Origin of the sequence: Marinobacter flavimaris, from assembly GCF_002933295.1 — a bacterium.
In the GTDB taxonomy this organism is placed as follows: Bacteria; Pseudomonadota; Gammaproteobacteria; order Pseudomonadales; family Oleiphilaceae; genus Marinobacter; species Marinobacter flavimaris.
This window is the reverse complement of sequence record NZ_PSSW01000005.1, coordinates 15,461-32,450: the sequence shown is the minus strand read 5'-3', so window position 1 is coordinate 32,450 and position 16,990 is coordinate 15,461. Positions and strand designations below refer to the sequence as shown.

The following is a 16,990-nucleotide window of genomic DNA, read 5'->3' as shown; positions in this document are numbered from 1 at the left end:
GGTCAGGCGGCTTAGCTATCCAGACCTTCAAGCAAGCCCGCCATATCGTCGGCGTGCTCCTCTTCCTGAGCCAGGATTTCCTCGATAATCCGCCGTGAGGTCGGGTCCTGATCGCCCAGATAACGGGCAATTTCGCGGTAGCTGTCGATGGCAATCCGCTCCGCCACCAAATCTTCCACTACCATTTCCCGTAATGTATCGCCCTCAACGAACTCAGCGTGGGACCTCGTTAAAAGACCTTCGGGCGAGAAGTTCGGTTTCCCACCCAACTGCACGATACGTTCGGCCAGCCAATCGGCGTGCTGCTGTTCCTGGTCTGCATGCTCCAGGAACTCCTGGGCAGCGACATTGGCGTTGATACCATCAGCACGGAAATAGTGGCTTTTGTAACGCAAGGTGCAGACAATTTCGGTCGCCAGCGCTTCGTTAAGAATCTTCACCACATTGTCGCGGTTGGCACCGTAGCCCTCGGTAAGCGCTCCTTCTTCGATGTGCTTGCGGGCCCGCTCTCTGAGGGTTTTCACGTCGGTCAGAAACGGTTGATCGGTCATAATGTCTCTCTCGTTTCTCTCATTGATCTCTTGAATTCGGCATAGCGGCCGCCCGCTATGCCATTTCACCCTGTCCACTCAGGCAGTGCGCAACATTTCCCGCACCACGTAATGGAGGATGCCGCCATGCTTGAAGTAGACGGCCTCGTTGGCGGTGTCGATGCGAGATTTCAGCTCGCAGGTCTCCGTGGATCCGTCCTTGTACTTCACCGTCATCTTGAGGGTCTGTCCCGGCTTGATCTCACCAGACAGGCCTTCGATGCTGATGGTTTCCTCACCGGTGAGCTTGAGGCTCTTGCGGTCCGTGCCTTCCGGGAACTGAAGTGGCATTACGCCCATACCGATCAGGTTGGAGCGGTGAATGCGCTCGTAGGATTCGGCCACCACAGCTTTCACACCCAGAAGACGGGTACCCTTGGCCGCCCAGTCGCGGCTTGAGCCGGTACCGTACTCCTTGCCGGCAATGACCACCAACGGCGTGCCTTTCTCCTGATACTTCATGGCGGCATCGTAAATCGCCATCTGTTCGCCCGTGGGCACGAATTTGGTGTAACCGCCTTCCACGCCGTCGAGCATTTCGTTCCTGATACGCACATTGGCAAAGGTGCCACGCATCATGACTTCGTGGTTACCCCGGCGAGAGCCATAGGAGTTGAAGTCTTTCGGCTCGACACCGTGCTCCTGCAGGTATTGTCCGGCAGGGGTGTCCGGCTTGAAGGAACCGGCCGGTGAGATGTGGTCGGTAGTCACCGAATCGCCCAGCAGTGCCAGTATGTTGGCATCCTTGATATCGTCGATCGCGTCCGGTTCTTCCTTGAGCCCTTCGAAGAACGGCGGATGCTGGATGTAGGTGGATTTATCAGACCACTCGTACACCTTGCTTTCCGGCACCTTGATGGACTTCCAGGTGGCGTCGCCATCGAAGACTTCCGCGTATTCCTTACGGAACATATCGGTCTTCACTTTCTCCACCGCTTCAGCGATCTCCTGCTGGCTCGGCCAGAGGTCCTTCAGGTACACCGGGTTGCCATCCTTGTCGTTGCCCAACGGATCTTTTGAGAGATCCAGGCGCACGTTGCCGGCCAGCGCATAGGCAACCACCAGAGGCGGCGATGCCAGCCAGTTGGTTTTCACCAGCGGATGCACCCGGCCTTCGAAGTTCCGGTTGCCGGAGAGCACAGAGGCCACGGTCAGGTCACCATCACTGATGGCTTTCTCTACCGCGTCCGGCAGAGGCCCGGAGTTGCCGATGCAGGTTGTGCAGCCATAGCCGACGAGGTTGAAGCCGAGTTTGTCCAGATCGTCCTGGAAGCCACCCACTTTCAGATAGTCAGTGACGACTTTGGAACCCGGCGCCAGCGATGTCTTGACCCAGGGCTTGGTACTCAGTCCCTTCTGGACCGCTTTCTGGGCGATCAGGCCTGCGGCCATCATAACGCTCGGATTCGACGTGTTGGTGCAGGAAGTGATCGCCGCAATGACGACCGCACCCGGATCCAGCCGGCTTTTCTCGCCATTCATCTCAAGGGGCTGGCTGGCATGATGCTTGTAGCTGTCGTCAACGCCAACGGCGGTCTGACCACCCTCGGATTCAAGGTTGGCCTCACGGTTCTCGGCAGGCCCCTCGGCAGTTTCCATCAACAGCTCAAAGGAGGACTTCATGTTCTTCAGGGCAACACGATCCTGCGGGCGTTTGGGGCCGGCAAGGCTGGCCTCAACTTCGCCCATGTCGAGTTCCAGGTTGTCGGTGTACACCGGCTCATGGCCGGGCTCACGCCACAAGCCCTGGGCCTTGGCGTAGGCTTCCACCAGCTCCAGCTGTTCTTCCTCACGGCCGGTCAGGCGCATGTACTTGATGGTCTGCTCGTCTACCGGGAAGAAACCACAGGTGGCGCCGTATTCCGGGGCCATGTTGGCGATGGTGGCCCGATCTGCCACCGGCATGTCCTTCAGGCCGTCGCCGTAGAACTCCACGAATTTGCCCACCACGCCTTTCTTGCGCAGCATTTCGGTGACGGTAAGCACCAGATCTGTTGCGGTGATTCCTTCCCGAAGCTTTCCGGTGATCTTGAAGCCCACCACTTCCGGAATCAGCATGGAGACCGGCTGGCCCAGCATGGCGGCCTCCGCTTCAATACCGCCAACGCCCCAGCCAAGAATGCCCAGGCCGTTGATCATGGTGGTGTGAGAATCGGTACCGACCAGGGTGTCCGGGTAGGCGATGGTCTTGCCGTCCTGGTCCTTCTGCCAGACGGTCTTGCCGAGATATTCCAGGTTTACCTGGTGACAGATACCCGTGCCCGGTGGCACCACACGGAAATTGTCGAACGCCTGCTGGCCCCAGCGCAGGAACTCATAGCGTTCCTGGTTGCGTTCCATTTCGATGGCTACGTTGTCCTTGAACGAGGACGCGTCGCCGAATTTGTCCACCATTACCGAGTGGTCGATCACCAGGTCCACAGGCGACAGCGGGTTGATCATCGCCGGATCCTTACCGGCTGCCTTGACCGCTTCACGCATGGCAGCCAGGTCGACGACGCCGGGCACGCCGGTGAAATCCTGCATTAACACACGGGCAGGCCGGAACTGGATTTCAGTGTCGGAATGACGGTCCTTCATCCACTGCACCATGGCATCAATGTGGCTTCTGTCCACGGTGGTGCCATCCTCATTGCGCAGAAGGTTTTCCATCAGCACTTTGAGCGAAAACGGCAGGCGATTCAGGTCGCCGAGGGTGTCCGCAGCCTTGGGCAGGCTGTAGTAATGAAAGGTTTTACCGCCAGCATCCAGGCTGGAAAGGGTATTCAGACTGTCTTTACTGAGACTTTCGTTCGACATGTGGTGCCTCCTTTTTCGTCGTTATCCGCGTATTCCGGAAGGCTCTTTCGAAGCCCTTTCAGCAACGCATCGACCGGGAAAGCAATCCCATACCGGGCAATAGCCTGATGAAAGGACTCCACAGCGTGAAGTCACCTTTAACTATTGCAGCAATTAACGAGAGTTCAACCGCGGGCCGGTGAATGTTCGGCATCAGCGCGGTGAATATCAGACCAACGTCGGAGAGCCGGACGACTCTCCGACATCAGTTCCTGGAAGGTTTAGATGCGATACAGCTTCACCAGTTCATTCAGTTTTTCGGTGACCGCCTCAAGGTCTGAAGCCATGGTTCTGACCCGCTCCGCCTCGGATACCACATCGTTGTTCCGGTTGGCGATGGAATGAATATTCTCATTGATCTGAAGCGACGTGGCTGCCTGCTCTTCCGAAGCCGATGCGATCTGGTAATTCATTCGCGAAACCTCGCCGATGGCTGCTTCAACTTCGCGAATTGCCTCGCCGGTTTCTCGCATGGCCCGTGTTGACTCGGCAGAACGGGTCCGGCCCATCTCCATCGAAGCCTTGGTGGCTTCTGATATGTCGCTAAGTTCGCCGACGGTAGCCCGAATCTGGTCAGTAAATTCCTGGGTTTTCAGGGAAAGCGCCCTGACCTCATCCGCCACCACGGAGAATCCACGGCCATGCTCTCCGGCTCTTGCCGCCTCGATGGCGGCGTTCAGGGCCAGCAGGTTGGTCTGTTCGGAGATCGCATTGATAGAGCCGACGACAGAGGAAATGGATTCGATTTTTTCGCTCAGCTCATCAACCCGATTAGCACTGCTTTCAAGAGCTTCATCGGTAGACTCCGTGAGTTTCGACGCGTTAGCCATGGCCTCACCACCTCTGGTGGCGGCAGCAGAAGCATTGCTGGCCGCATCGGACGCCAACTGCGCGTTACTGGCGACTTCCTGGATACTGGCGGACATTTCATTGGTTGCCGTGGCCGCCTGATCAGTCTGAACCTGCTGCTCGTTGGCAATCTGCGTGGTTGTGTCACTGACACTGGTCATGTCATCAGCGTTTGAGCGAAGTTGTTCTGACAGCTCCCGGAGCCTGGAAATCAATTCGACAAACCGCTCCAGCATGTTATTGAACGAACCGGCCGTCACACTTTTGTCCGCGTCATCCAGACGTGTCGTCAGATCGTTGTTGGAATCGAATCCTCGAATAATCTCGATTATCTGGATCGACTGCTTTTGCTCCGCACCCATTCGAATCGCGAAGAACACCAGAATCGCCGCCTCGAAAACCACGAAAGCTGCGTGCAGAAATGCGATCGACCAGCTGCAGTCATAGTTGAAGATCATCAATGCCATGTTGCCAAAGGACGCACCGCTCAGCTGCAGGCCCGTCAACGCCAAATGATGAACAGCGATGGTACCTGCCGCGACCACCACCGGCAGCCAGTCCCGATAAATGATCACCAGAGCCAGGGCGGCAAAGATGTGGAAATGCATTTCAATGCGACCCAACTGCGCCTGGATCATGATGGCTGAGAAGAGCATCAGGCAGATTGCGAACAGTGACGACAAGGCCCTTGTTCCACGCATCGTAAAGAAGCCGGCAGTTGCAAGACCTCCCACCAGCAAAGACGCAATCAGAGCGAACATAGTGGTGCCATAGCCCATCGGCACCAGCAAGCCGACCACCGGAATATGAGCCAGAAGGATCAACAACATCTGGCGATCGGTGCGCTCCCGGATTTCAACTTCGTAAGACTGACTGTTTACTGCGCTCATCATTTGGAACTCTCGCTATTTTTGTCTTTTAGTAAGCGGCGAAGATCCTGTTCAACCAGCTTGAGATTCAGATCTGGCGTTGTGTAAACCAGCCTTCTGCGGAACTCTCCCGTCACTACATGCAGATGTGCGCTGTGAGCAATGAGATCATCCTCGGAACTACCCTGTTTAACGGCAAAATCGTTGTACGCTGAAGCCAGTTTTTGAGCGGCCCGGTGAGTTTCTGGCCGGTAGAATCTGAACACCTTCCCAAGACTCTCCATGGTCTGGTCAAGCACTTCCGGCGTGTCGTTTTCCGGGTCAAGGGTGACAAACAGGAATTCGACCTCAGCCCCATCCAAAAGCTGGCTCAACTCCATCAGATTGACCAATTGAACCGGGCAAACGGTTCCGCACTGGCGATAACCAAAGAAAATAACGGAAAGTCCGTTCTGCGGAGGCTGGTAGCCATTCAGGTTCTCTCCCGGCTCATCAATCGCCATCCCGTAAAAGCCGCTATTGTTCAGCAGCGACGGCATCACCGGGAGCGCAAGTGCCAAAAGGAAAGCTGCGGCGAAAAGCAGAATACTTGTCGTTTTCCTGTTCACTTTTCCTGTCCGTGAAAGATCCGCGCAAGTTTGCAGAGAAGTTTGAAACCGGGCTATGGGTGCATTACGCAACGTTTAGCCCCTAGAACTTGCATTTCCAATCTTTTACGGACGCAAAAAGCGACAGATCTTTTTTTGTTGTAATGAGAAGTAAACTTTAGGGACAGGATTACATCTGGCGCTCGCCATAAAGTTGGGCGTACAGCCCTTCTTTGGCAATGAGCTCGTCGTGGTGACCCTCTTCGATAATCCGGCCATCCTCGAAAACACAGGCACGATCTGCCTGTTTAACGGCGCTGAGGCGATGGGCAATGATCAGCGTGGTGCGCTGTTTGAGGAAAGCTTCGAGGTCCCGATGGAGCTGAAACTCTGTTTCCGCATCCAGAGCCGAGGTGGCTTCATCCAGGATCACCACTGAAGGCTCTGACAGGATCATCCGGGCAATGGCCAGGCGTTGACGCTGTCCGCCCGACAGGCGCACGCCCTGTCGGCCGATAACGGTATCAAGCTGGTCGTGCATTGCCGCAACCGTGCCGTCCAATTGGGCGATTCGCAGGGCATCCCAGAGCGCGGCATCGGGCTTGTCCCGGCCAAGGGTCAGGTTCTGGCGAACGGTATCGTTGAACAGCGCCGGGTGCTGAAGCACGGTCGCGACATGTTCACGAAGGCAGGGCAAGCCAATGCGCTCAACAGGCACTCCATCAATCAACACCTCGCCCTGCTGCGGTGTGTACATGCCGAGGATGACCTGAATCAGAGTCGACTTGCCGCCACCGCTGGCGCCCACCAGGGCCACTTTTTCGCCGGGCGCCAACTCCAGATTGATGCCCCGGAGCACCTGCTCCTCGCCATAAGCGAAATGGATATTGCGCAGGGTAAGCCCCACGGTATGACGGTCGCGGAACGGGTTCTCCAGCGCCGGATAGCGGGGCTCTTCTTTCAGATCCAGCAACCGGTTGATACGCCCGAGCGCCGCATTGGCGGCGAACCAGGCGTACTGCATGTTGAGCATTTCCTGAACCGGCGTCAGCATGAACCAGAGGTAGCCGAAAATGGCGAACATCATGCCGATGCTCAGGTCGCTGAACAGCACGGTTACCATCGCGGCGGCCCGGAACGCGTCGACGCCGAACTGGAACAGGGCAAAACTGGCCCGGCTGGCTGCATCGCTGCGCCATTCGAACTGGATCGCGTGGTCCCGCACGTTGCGGGCGCGGTCGATCAGCTGGCGAAGGTAATGCTTTTCCCGATTAGCCGCCCGCAGTTGGTGAATCGCATCCAGGGTTTCGGTCAGGTCGCCCTGGAAGTCTTCGTAAGCGCTGTTCTCCCGGCGCTTCAACTCCTTGACCCGCTTGCCGATCAGAATCGTGGCGAAGATAACCAGCGGATTGAACAGCAAAATGAGTAGGCCCAGCTCCCAGTGCACCCAGAGCAGGACCCCAGCGGTACCCAGCACTGTCAGGCTCGCCACCAGAAAACGGCTGATGGTGGTACCCAGAAACTGGTCTACGGTATCCAGATCGGTAATAAAGTGACTGCTGATTCCGCCCGAGCCGCGAGTTTCGTACTCGGACATGGCCACCCGTTGCAAACGCCCGAGCAGGCGGGACCGGATGCGGAACACCACATCCTTGGAAACCTTGGAAAATTCCCGGGACTGCAAAACGTTGAACGACAGTGCCGCCACACGAAGCAGAAATGCCACCACAACCATCAGGCCGATATAGACCACCGGTGTTTCCCAGCTCCCCGGCAGGAAGGAATCCATTACCGGTAACACAGGGCCAGGCTCGTCCAGCAGCACTTCGTCCACCAGAACCGGCAGCAGCAGTGGCACCGGCACACTCATCACGGTTGCCATGATAGCCAGCAGATTGGCACGCACCAGTCTTGGCTTGTGCTTGAGCGCAAGCCCAAAGATATCCCGCCAGGTGTACTGCTGCCGGGTTTCGCGAGTATCGATACCGGTTACGCTGTTTTGCGGGTGTTCCAAGCAACCTCCGGATAATCAGATGTGCCCGGTTGGATACGCCCGGGAACTGACAATAGTCTACCTGTTAACTGGTTTGCTGCGATCAAAACCGACATCTGTCATCATGAGCCAACGATTTTCTGATGGACCAGGACACAAGCACCTGTGAAACACGATTGCCACTATCACCCCGGCGACCCTGCCAAATGGCACTGTGGGGAGTGCCAGATTCACTACTGCAGCCGCTGCATGCCCGACGCCGATACCCGACAGCGTCGGGCCCTGTGTCCGCACTGCAGCAAGGCCATGCGATACCTGGGCGCCGCCACCGAAGTGGTCCCGTTTTGGCAGCGACTCGGCGCGTTCTTCCGCTACCCGTTCCATACCGATCCGCTGATCGTGATCGCCATCTGTACCCTGGTGCCGGTGGTAGCCCCCGCCAACCTGATTGGCATCCTGATCTGGCTGGTGCTTGCCCTGGCCCTGTTCAAGTACACCTATGCGGTGATTAACCACACCGCTGAAGGCCACCTGAAACCGCCCGCCGTGTCCGTCGCCTTCACCGGCAGTGGCTTTGATATTGTCATCCTGCAGTTGCTGGTCTTCGTGCTGATGGGCGGGCTGGTTGGCGCGGCTGCCATGCTCGGCGGCCCCATCCTGATGCTGCTGGCGCTGGCATTTGTCATTCTGGCATTACCGGCCAGCATCATGGTTCTGGCCATGGAACGCTCGGTGGGTGCTGCGGTGAATCCGATGAACCTGGCGGTGCTGATCTCGCGAATTGGCACCCCTTATTTCCTGCTCTACGGCTACCTGATCCTGCTGACCCTCGCCTCGGGCGCGGCCCAGGACTTTGCGGTGAATCACTTTCCGTTCTGGGTGGCCCAGCCCCTGGCCGGCTTCCTGAACAGTACCTTCACCCTGATCCTGTTCCACATGCTGGGCTACCTGCTGTTCCAGTACCAGGAAGAGCTGGGTTTTGCCTCGGATATCCAGGATGACACCACCGGGCAGGACACCCACCAGCGCGACCGTAGCGCCCGCTTTGATGCCGATATCGATATGAACCTGAAAGACGGCAACTACGATCGGGTGCAGAGCATGTTGAAGGAAGCTTTGAAGCGGGACCGGGATAACGCCCTGAGAATCGGCCAGCTGTACCAGCTACTCACCGCCCGCCAGGACACCGACGAACTCTACCGCTACCATCCACGCATTCTGGGCTGGCTGGCCGACCGCAACGACGGCGAAGGCATCGCCGATGTGCTGAATACGATCCAGAAAGCAGAACCCGGCTTCAAACTGGAGGATCCGGACCTTTCAGTGCGCTGCGCCAGGGCCTTGTATCACCGTGGCCAGTTCAAACCGGCCTTGCGAGTGCTTCAGGATTTCCACAAACGCTTCCCGGACAGCGAACAGCTGGCCCCAGCCTATCTGCTCGTCGCCCAGACCCTGGCCAACGGCTTGTCCCAGTGGGAAAAAGCGACGGCTTTCCTGACGTTTATTCAGAAAAAATGCGTGAATCATCCGCTGCATGAGCAGATTACGGTTTATCTGGAGCAGGCGCAGAATAAAGAGCCGCTGAAGGGACCGAAAGCAACGTTTTCTGCCCAGGACTGACGCAGGGTATGGGAGGGGCTTCCCAAAACCGTGCGGAGCCATGGATGGCGGAGCCGAGCGTACAGGGACGTATTCACAGCGTGTTTTGGGAAGCCCCTCCCATACCCTGCTGCCCCGAGGCTAGCCGGCCTGAAGAAGTTGACGATAATGACGAGCTTTGGGCGCCATCTGGCGCTTTTCAAACTCTTCCACAAGCAACCGACAGGCCTCGGTGGTCAGCATGTCATCGCCGGTGCTTTTCAATCGCTCAAAGGCTTTCTCGGCAGCTTTCAGATCATGCTGTTTCAGGCTGGTAAACAACACCCGGTTATGGTCTTGCGCCGATAACGGCTGATAGCTTTCCCCTTTACCCAGGTATTCCTGCCAAATCGCAATCATCTGCTCTGGCTGGCGCCGGCTGAGGGCATCGTTCATCAGCTCTTTGGCGCGATCACGATATTCGGGCAAGTCCGGGCGGAGTTTGGCCAACTGGTAAAGGTGTTCCAGCAGAATATGGCGTTCCGGATAGTGCTCACGAAGAGCCTCGAATTGCCGCCGGGCCAGATCGAACTCCATTCGGCCGAGGCTGGCCATGGCCTGGGCGTAACCGGTGGTAAACCGGGCATCCTGCTCTTCCTCTTCCGGTTCAAAAAATTCCTCTCGCACCTGCAGCCAGCTTTTGCCAAGCAGCCAGACCAGGCCGGCACCTGCGATCAGACCGCCAGCGTGGGCCATGTAGGCGATACCGGTGGCACCGGCATACCAGTAATCGTAGATTTCCTTGCCCACCCATACCGGTAACAGAGCAATAGCCGGAGCACGGAAATAGTTGAAGTAAACGCCGAGAAAATAGAAGAAACGGATCTTCTGCAGGCCATAGATGGCTACGTACATGCCCATCAGGCCGGAGATCGAGCCAGAGGCACCCACCAGGGGTACATAGCTACCCGCCGAAACCGCGGTAAACATCAGGCCGGACAAGGCACCGCAAACCAGATAGGCAATCAGGTACCGACCCGGCCCCAGGGCTTTCTCAACGGTGAATCCCAGCAGGAACAGGAAGATCAGGTTACCGATGATGTGGCCCCAGCCGCCGTGCAGAAACTGGTAGGTGATCAGGGTATACAGTGACAGATCGGCAGGAACCAGTCCCAACTGGTTGGCACTCAGCTTCTGGATGTACTGCTGCTCTATCGCAGTGCGCTGCTCCTGCCAACGGGCCCTTTCTGTCGGCGCCCAGATCACATCACGGTTCTGCAGCAGATACTGGTAGAACTCCCGATCCATCATCAGATTGATGGCCAGCCAGAAGGTTTCGTTCTCTTCCCGGAGCTGCTGAAACTGCTGTAGTTCGTATACCCGGCCTTCTTCACCCTGGAACTGGATTTGCCGTTGCAGGTAATCCTCGTAGGCCGGCGCCTCCAGCTCATGTAGATCGGCGGCCAGGTACTGTTCAACGGCCTGCTCGAGTTTCCGGCTGTCGTCCCCCTGATAAAACAGGAAAACCAGCAGGCAGGCCATGATCAGGCCCAGGGTGACCCAGGGCGGGCGTTTCCAGTTGATGGCGTTCTCGGCGGGGATAATCAGCATGGGCGGTCACAATTCATCATAATCTGTCCCTGAAAGTCTGCTTTTTACCACAGCCACGCCTTCTTTTCGCGCTCAAATGGAATCCAGCGCAAAGGTCGCTATGGGTCAATCCCGGAAATGTGGCACACCCCACAGAGTCGGAAAAGCCCGGACTACCGGTGAGACTGTCATTGGCGCGTCACACAAATGACATTAAATCATTTCCAGCGACGGACTGTGCCGGGACATGTATCGACTTTTCGCCAATTGCCGTTATTCCTGCTCCGGCCAATAGTGAACAGGAATAACAAGAAAAACCGGATACCGAACCAAGGATTTTCAGATGACCGTACTTGTATTGGATAACCCGGGCCTGATCGCCAATGCTGCGATGGCCGCAGGCTTCACCGCTGCCACTTACGATGCCGGGACCAGACGCCCGCACCGCATGAAGTTCCATTACGGCTTCAACAAGCACTCACTGGACAAGGATGACATTGCCTTCCTGCAACAGCACGCCGCCTACCTGAAGGAGCATCCTTCCGTGAGCGTGCGGATTCATGGCCATTCCGACAACTTCGGTTCGGAGGATTACAACCAGTTTCTGTCACGATTGCGGGCCAATGCAGTGGCGCGAAGTCTCATTCAGGAAGGCGTGGAGGAATCCCGGATTCTAATGCGGCACTGGGGCTCAGCGCGCCCTCTGGCAACGCCGGAAGACAGGGCTGCCAACCGCCGAGTAGAATTGGAATACATGGACATGGATGTCGCCCAGGCACTCTGAGCGGCAACACCAACCCCATAGGCCGCCCCCGGACTTACCGCGTAGCGGGGGCTGGATGCACCCTGCACAGGCGTGATGGAACACCCTGCAACCGCTGTCGGCGGCTTTTATGAAATCTTAATTATTCCGATTTCTGAAGCGGTAAACGGATCAATTTCATTAAAACTGAAAATTATTATTCAATAAAAACAAGACTTTATTTACAAACTAGAAAGCAAACTTACATTTATTTAACGAACCTTTTGCCCGAATTCCTCGTCTTAGTCATGTATCCAGGGTTTAACTGTTACCTGACTAGAGAGGTCACTATGAACGCAAAAACCTTCACCACTGCCGCACTCATTGGTTCGATGTTCCTTACCAGCGCCACATTCGCTGCAGGCGGTCCGCGCAACAGCGACGGCGGGGGTGGATCGGCAGAAACTGCCGATTCGGAAGATCTGACCACCATTGAGGTGAGCGATCTGCAGTTCATGCGCGAAGAGGAAAAGCTGGCCCGAGACGTTTATCTCACAATGGACCAGTACTGGGGCGACAGAACGCAGGTATTCGCAAGAATCGCGCTGTCCGAAGAATCTCATACCAGCACCGTAGACTACCTGTTGAAAAAGTTTGATGTTGAAGACCCGGTAGTGAATGACACGATCGGCGTATTCACCAATCAGGAACTTCAGGCCCTGTATGACGAATTGGTTGCCAAGGGAAAAAACTCGTTTGTTGATGGCCTGTTCGTAGGGGGCCTGATCGAAGAGAAGGATATGAGAGATATTCTGGCTGCGATTAATCAAACCGATGAGCGCGCCATCATTCTTGCCTATTCCAACCTGCTGGATGGATCAAAAAGCCACCTGAAAGCCTTTGTAAGCGTGATCGAGGCACAGGGACTGACCTATGAGCCTCAGGTACTGGATGCGGAAGAAGTAGAGCTTATCCTGGAGGATGAGAGCCAGGTTGAAGACTGACCGGGTATAAAACCGGGTTGCTGAAAGCAGAACGGGCGGCCATTGGCCGCCCGTTCTTTTCTGGTCTAGCCATAAACCTGCCAGACGTTCCACAACAGCAATAAGGCTGTCACCAGAATCGCCAGCCAGGTCAGCAGAATGCCGATCATACGGGCCCAATGGGTGCCACCGCGACCGTTGATCATGCCGAAGGCATGAAGAATGCGGCCAACCACCAGCGCCATACCGGTCCAGTAAATCAGAGTACTGGAAACGCCGTTGAGCTCAGCGATAGCCAGCATGAGCAGACCGAGTGGCGCATACTCCACCAGGTTGGCGTGGGCCCGGACCGCGGCCTCGAAATCCCGATCATCGGTGACGCCCAGGCCCTTTTTGTACTTCAGACGAAATTTGACGACCTGCGCCGACAACACCAGCAAAAGAATGCCGATAACTGCGGCAAACACTCCGGTTACGGGTACGATCATGCTCAGGCCTTCTTGATTGCACTAACAATAGCGAGAAGCAACACAGCGCCTACCGTTGCGGTGACCAGCTCACCAACAGCACCCTGGGCCGCCAGACCCAGAAGGCGGAACACAAAACCGCCGAGAAACGAGCCGACAATACCAATACCGATGTTGGCCAGAATGCCAAAACCACGGCCCTTCATGATCAAACCAGCCAGCCAACCGGCCACACCGCCTATAATCAAAAACAGAATCAGATTCATCTCTTGCCTCTCCCTGAGGGTCGTTGAACGAAACGATCAGTCCCGCAAGACTGCCCTGTTTACCGAAGTGCTTCAAGCACTTCCAGACGAGGCGATTACAATGTGGCAATCGTCTCCGACATTTTTTTGTGGCAACGCTCGATCAGCTCCGGAATATCATCAGCCGTGAGATCCTCGGTTTCGATGGGCGGTAAAACCCGAATGGCCACTGACTCACGCCGGCCGGTCCAGCCGACGGCCTCATCGGCGTACTCCTGAACACAGACCATGGTGATGGGCGCGCCCGATGCTACCGCTGCGTGAAACGCGCCTTTCTTGAATTTCTGCAGTCCCCGGCCCCTGCTGCGGGTGCCTTCGGGGAAAACCCAGAGGCTCTTTCGATCCCGTGCGATGGCGCTGCTGGTGGCCTTCATGACCGCAATGGCTTTGTGGGAGCGTCCGCGATTAAGGATAACGTTACCGCCCAGCCAGAAGACCTGGCCAAAGAAAGGCACCCAGACCAGTGACGATTTACCAACCGTGACGGTGCGCGGCGGCAACAAGTCGCCCACAACAAACAGATCGTCATTGTGCTGGTGATTGGCAATGACGACGGTAGGCCGGTCCTGCGGCATGTTTTCCCAGCCTTCAAGAGGGCGCTCCATACCCAGAACCGCCCGCCCGAAACGAGCGACGACGCGCGCCAGGATACGGTTGTTGTCCGGATTGAACGGCCTCGCCGCGTAGAACACGAGCGCGAACAGGCAAATGATCGGTACGCTCAGCCACGCCAGCAGTTTTCTGATAATACCCATGCAACCAAACTCTGCAGCGAAATTTTGGCGCACAAGTGTACGCCAACTTTATATTCCGGCAACAGTGTCAATTTGTTCCCTTTGTTTACCCTTTGCCGAGGCTCTGACGACGTATCGCAGCGGCCCACCGGCGTCGACACTGTCGAACGGGTAACAGGTCACCAGCAGAAGCGTCCCCTCTGGCAGACGCTGGGTATCGATCAGCTCTGAACGGCTGTCCACCACCCGGGCACCCTCCACCAGGTAACTCTGCCAACGGCCATCCCTTCCCTGCAGACGCACCTCATTGCCGGTCTCCAGTGCTTTCAGGCTCCGGAAATGTGTATCCCGGTGCCCGGCAATGATCACGGCTCCCCCGACATCTGCGCCTCCGGTTAATCGGCCCGGCCCAAAGGCCAGGCTCTCACCATGGGTATCGGCCAGAACAATCATCGAGTCGTTCAGTTCCGGAATAGCCAGCCGGGCTACCGGCCAGGTGTCCGCCCAGGGCCAGGGACGCGATTCCGTCTGCCGTGCCTGGCTTTCAGCCCAGGCGATCGCCAGTAATTCCTGGGCGATAACCGCCTTGAGCGGAATCCATAACCCGAATACCAACAAGGTAGCAGAGCTGGTCAATAACAGAAGCAGAAGCCGGGTCATGAGAACGCCCTCCTCTGCAGCAGCACAATCGCCAGTGAAAACATCAACCCCACCAAACCGAGCGCGATCAGCAACGGCGCCGATGTTGCCGTCTGTGGATAGCGCAGCATGCCCGCCTGGCTGCCCGCCGGTAGAAGAGTGGGCAAATTATCCGATTCCATGGGCGCCTCTGAACTTCGGGCGGGTGTGGAATCCACGGCCACAAAACTGGTGTAGGCAGACATCAGGCCGTGCTGAACCGCCAGCTCGGTCAGGCCGGCCTCATCCGGCTCCCGGCCTGTGACCTTAGCCTCATCCTCCAAACTGTCGATTTTCTCCCTCGCCCAATGCCGATGCAGCCCCGTTGCGGGAGCGGCCTGCTGCAGATCCAGCGTTCTGGTCCAGTCCCTGCCACCCGGCAGGCGCCCCGACACCTCCAGCTGCCCCGTGGCCGGGACGCCACGGACCACATGAATCAGCGGCTCGCCCTGGAACAAATCGCCCGGGCGTCTCGGAAACGACTCCTGACCGGCTTTCTGGCCGGGCCAGTTGACCCCGATATCGGTCAGAACCGGTGACTCCATGGCTGAGAACAGGGCCTGCAGAGGTCCATCCACATCCGAAGGCGAGTGAATCGCCGTGTAGGTACCCCTCCCCCAGCGGGCGGCTTCGCGCATGAAGTGCCGGTTCGGCGCAGAGCCAATAGCCACCGTAAACAGCCTCTGGTTTCCAAGCTGCTGGCGGATCTGCCGGAACAGGGCGGCTTCATTTCCCACCGCGCCATCGGTAATGAAAATGACCTGGCGCACCCGTGCGCCGTCTTCAGTCTCGCCTCCGCCTTCCAGGGCTCTGGACAGAGCCGGTGCCATCTCGGTGCCACCGTCGGCACGAAGGCGATCCACATATTGGCGCGCCCGGGCAAGGTTGTTACCGGTGGCCACTTCAGGCTGCATGAACAGGGAATGCGTCTGGCTGTTGAACTGGATGACATTGAACCTATCCCTTGGTGTCAGTGTGCCCAGACCGGCCTGAAGAGCATCTCGGGCCTGGCGGATCGATTCGCCCGCCATGGAACCGGAGGTGTCGATCACGAACACCAGATCCCGGGGCAACGCCATGGCGCCGCTTTCTCCGGGCACCAGCATGGCCATGAGGTAGTCCTCTCCTTCCCAGGACTGATGGAACACCGCTGCCGAGGGCTCCAGCCCGGCAACAGGGCGCCAGCGCACCACAAAGTCCCGGTCCATAAGGATTTCGCCCCCATCGGGACGAACTCTGAACGTCTGGCCGTCCTGACTGGTCGCAAGTCGGTGCGACGGGCTGGAGACGCTCTCAAGGGGGAGCCCGGAATCAATCACCAGATTGATCACCGCCCGATGGCTATCGTCCGCCACATCACCCGGATTAACCGTAAAGGGACTGATGGCACCGGCGTCCGGCACTTCGGTCGTCGGCACTGCCCAACCACCCTGCCACTGATCCGGCGCTGCACTGAGCGCCTTTCCCGGCATGTAACGGGGCGTCAGCGTGGTTGGCACAGTGAGCTCGAACACCCCGGCCTGATACTGCACCGGTTGCTGGTACTTCAGCTCCACCGAAACCGTCTCCCCCGGCGGGATATTGGCAACCCGGGCGGTAAACAGATTCGGACGCTGCTGCTCCACATTCGCCGCATGCTGCCCGGCCTGCTTTGCTTTCTCATAGGTCCGACGCGCCGTCTCTTTCGGCTGCACCTTGCCCTCAATGGTCCGCTCCCCCACCTTCATGGTCAGACCATAGACACTGGCCTTCTCGGGCAACGGGAACACGAAAATGCCTTCCCGCCACTGGTCACTGGTATTCCGGAAACTGCGCAGCAACCGGGTGTCGGCAATCAGTCCGCTGACCTGGATGTCGAATTCACTGTCCAGCACCAGTGCCGGTTCCTGCCATTGCCCCTGGCCATCGACAAAATGCAATTGGCCGACGTTGTCTGCCTCATTCGCCTCGGCATACAGTGGGTGAACAAACAACATCAACAGAACCGACAGCCAGAGGCTGACACCCTCCAGAAAGCGTTTTAACCGAAATCGCTGACGCCGGGTAACAGAGGCTGGTGAGTAGAGCCTGAGAGGAGAACTGGAAATAATCATGAGGGAATCCTTGTGACTGCATGACTGTGCGAAACACCGCCATTTCAGCAATCCGGAAAGGAACTCCCATGGCAGAAAGCGACAAACCGCCCTC

At 57.3% G+C, this 16,990-nt stretch carries 14 protein-coding genes; 3 read left to right on the top strand and 11 right to left on the bottom strand.

The features are described 5' to 3' along the window. Positions 1 to 11: 11 nt before the first annotated feature. The 5 genes from MDHKLMBL_RS10515 to MDHKLMBL_RS10495 all read right to left on the bottom strand — a co-directional run bounded on the left by MDHKLMBL_RS10515 (position 12) and on the right by MDHKLMBL_RS10495 (position 7,747). Positions 12 to 551 carry a ferritin-like domain-containing protein gene (locus tag MDHKLMBL_RS10515; protein ID WP_008173036.1) on the bottom strand — a complete coding sequence of 180 codons (540 nt, stop codon included), beginning with the start codon at positions 549 to 551 and terminating at the stop codon, positions 12 to 14. A 78-nt stretch (positions 552 to 629) separates the two neighbouring features. Continuing rightward, positions 630 to 3,389: an aconitate hydratase AcnA gene (gene acnA / locus MDHKLMBL_RS10510; protein WP_104270765.1), complete on the bottom strand. Its 2,760-nt coding sequence runs from the start codon at positions 3,387 to 3,389 to the stop codon at positions 630 to 632. Between the two features lie 260 nt (positions 3,390 to 3,649). Beyond that, the gene (locus MDHKLMBL_RS10505; protein WP_241956219.1) at positions 3,650 to 5,167 is read right to left on the bottom strand and encodes a methyl-accepting chemotaxis protein; all 1,518 of its coding nucleotides are present in this window, start codon (positions 5,165 to 5,167) and stop codon (positions 3,650 to 3,652) included. Further along, positions 5,167 to 5,826 (bottom strand): SCO family protein, encoded by a 660-nt coding sequence (locus MDHKLMBL_RS10500; RefSeq protein WP_227507839.1) that lies wholly within the window; start codon positions 5,824 to 5,826, stop codon positions 5,167 to 5,169. The genes MDHKLMBL_RS10505 and MDHKLMBL_RS10500 overlap by 1 nt, the downstream gene beginning before the upstream one ends. 97 nt (positions 5,827 to 5,923) lie before the next feature. Continuing rightward, positions 5,924 to 7,747: an ABC transporter ATP-binding protein gene (locus MDHKLMBL_RS10495; RefSeq protein ID WP_053113234.1), complete on the bottom strand. Its 1,824-nt coding sequence runs from the start codon at positions 7,745 to 7,747 to the stop codon at positions 5,924 to 5,926. 144 nt (positions 7,748 to 7,891) lie between these two features. On the opposite strand from MDHKLMBL_RS10495, the gene MDHKLMBL_RS10490 reads away from it, so the two are divergent. Next, entirely contained in the window at positions 7,892 to 9,346 is a 1,455-nt protein-coding gene (locus MDHKLMBL_RS10490; RefSeq protein WP_053113235.1) for a hypothetical protein, read from the top strand. 120 nt (positions 9,347 to 9,466) lie between these two features. Here the strand turns inward: MDHKLMBL_RS10490 and MDHKLMBL_RS10485 are convergent, their stop codons facing one another. After that, positions 9,467 to 10,915 (bottom strand): rhomboid family intramembrane serine protease, encoded by a 1,449-nt coding sequence (locus MDHKLMBL_RS10485; protein WP_053113236.1) that lies wholly within the window; start codon positions 10,913 to 10,915, stop codon positions 9,467 to 9,469. A gap of 322 nt (positions 10,916 to 11,237) precedes the next feature. Between MDHKLMBL_RS10485 and MDHKLMBL_RS10480 the strand changes: the two genes are divergently transcribed. Both MDHKLMBL_RS10480 and MDHKLMBL_RS10475 read left to right on the top strand, forming a co-directional pair. Next, positions 11,238 to 11,678, top strand: a complete 441-nt coding sequence (locus MDHKLMBL_RS10480) for an OmpA family protein (RefSeq protein WP_014578618.1) — start codon at positions 11,238 to 11,240, stop codon at positions 11,676 to 11,678. A gap of 308 nt (positions 11,679 to 11,986) precedes the next feature. Next, a complete protein-coding gene (locus MDHKLMBL_RS10475; protein WP_158254282.1) occupies positions 11,987 to 12,640 on the top strand; it encodes a DUF2202 domain-containing protein in 654 nt (217 codons plus the stop codon). A gap of 65 nt (positions 12,641 to 12,705) precedes the next feature. Here MDHKLMBL_RS10475 and MDHKLMBL_RS10470 read toward each other — a convergent pair whose 3' ends face one another. The 5 genes from MDHKLMBL_RS10470 to MDHKLMBL_RS10450 all read right to left on the bottom strand — a co-directional run bounded on the left by MDHKLMBL_RS10470 (position 12,706) and on the right by MDHKLMBL_RS10450 (position 16,896). Continuing rightward, a complete protein-coding gene (locus MDHKLMBL_RS10470) occupies positions 12,706 to 13,107 on the bottom strand; it encodes an MAPEG family protein (protein ID WP_041645712.1) in 402 nt (133 codons plus the stop codon). 2 nt (positions 13,108 to 13,109) lie between these two features. Continuing rightward, complete coding sequence (locus MDHKLMBL_RS10465; RefSeq protein WP_008175780.1) at positions 13,110 to 13,352, bottom strand: GlsB/YeaQ/YmgE family stress response membrane protein; 243 nt, start codon at positions 13,350 to 13,352, stop codon at positions 13,110 to 13,112. A 95-nt stretch (positions 13,353 to 13,447) separates the two neighbouring features. Then, the gene (locus tag MDHKLMBL_RS10460; protein WP_053113238.1) at positions 13,448 to 14,146 is read right to left on the bottom strand and encodes a lysophospholipid acyltransferase family protein; all 699 of its coding nucleotides are present in this window, start codon (positions 14,144 to 14,146) and stop codon (positions 13,448 to 13,450) included. A 48-nt stretch (positions 14,147 to 14,194) separates the two neighbouring features. Further along, positions 14,195 to 14,785 carry a class GN sortase gene (locus MDHKLMBL_RS10455; protein ID WP_053113239.1) on the bottom strand — a complete coding sequence of 197 codons (591 nt, stop codon included), beginning with the start codon at positions 14,783 to 14,785 and terminating at the stop codon, positions 14,195 to 14,197. After that, a complete protein-coding gene (locus tag MDHKLMBL_RS10450; protein ID WP_104270762.1) occupies positions 14,782 to 16,896 on the bottom strand; it encodes a marine proteobacterial sortase target protein in 2,115 nt (704 codons plus the stop codon). Before MDHKLMBL_RS10450 ends, MDHKLMBL_RS10455 begins: the two co-directional genes overlap by 4 nt. Positions 16,897 to 16,990: the final 94 nt, after the last annotated feature.

Bases quoted from the DNA above. Each gene is read 5' to 3' on its own strand.
- MDHKLMBL_RS10485 (WP_053113236.1), bottom strand. From the start codon at position 10,915: ATGCTGATTATCCCCGCCGAGAACGCCATCAACTGGAAACGCCCGCCC.
- MDHKLMBL_RS10455 (WP_053113239.1), bottom strand. From the start codon at position 14,785: ATGACCCGGCTTCTGCTTCTGTTATTGACCAGCTCTGCTACCTTGTTG.
- MDHKLMBL_RS10480 (WP_014578618.1), top strand. From the start codon at position 11,238: ATGACCGTACTTGTATTGGATAACCCGGGCCTGATCGCCAATGCTGCG.
- MDHKLMBL_RS10470 (WP_041645712.1), bottom strand. From the start codon at position 13,107: ATGATCGTACCCGTAACCGGAGTGTTTGCCGCAGTTATCGGCATTCTT.
- MDHKLMBL_RS10450 (WP_104270762.1), bottom strand. From the start codon at position 16,896: ATGATTATTTCCAGTTCTCCTCTCAGGCTCTACTCACCAGCCTCTGTT.
- MDHKLMBL_RS10460 (WP_053113238.1), bottom strand. From the start codon at position 14,146: ATGGGTATTATCAGAAAACTGCTGGCGTGGCTGAGCGTACCGATCATT.
- MDHKLMBL_RS10515 (WP_008173036.1), bottom strand. From the start codon at position 551: ATGACCGATCAACCGTTTCTGACCGACGTGAAAACCCTCAGAGAGCGG.
- MDHKLMBL_RS10505 (WP_241956219.1), bottom strand. From the start codon at position 5,167: ATGAGCGCAGTAAACAGTCAGTCTTACGAAGTTGAAATCCGGGAGCGC.
- MDHKLMBL_RS10465 (WP_008175780.1), bottom strand. From the start codon at position 13,352: ATGAATCTGATTCTGTTTTTGATTATAGGCGGTGTGGCCGGTTGGCTG.
- acnA (WP_104270765.1), bottom strand. From the start codon at position 3,389: ATGTCGAACGAAAGTCTCAGTAAAGACAGTCTGAATACCCTTTCCAGC.
- MDHKLMBL_RS10475 (WP_158254282.1), top strand. From the start codon at position 11,987: ATGAACGCAAAAACCTTCACCACTGCCGCACTCATTGGTTCGATGTTC.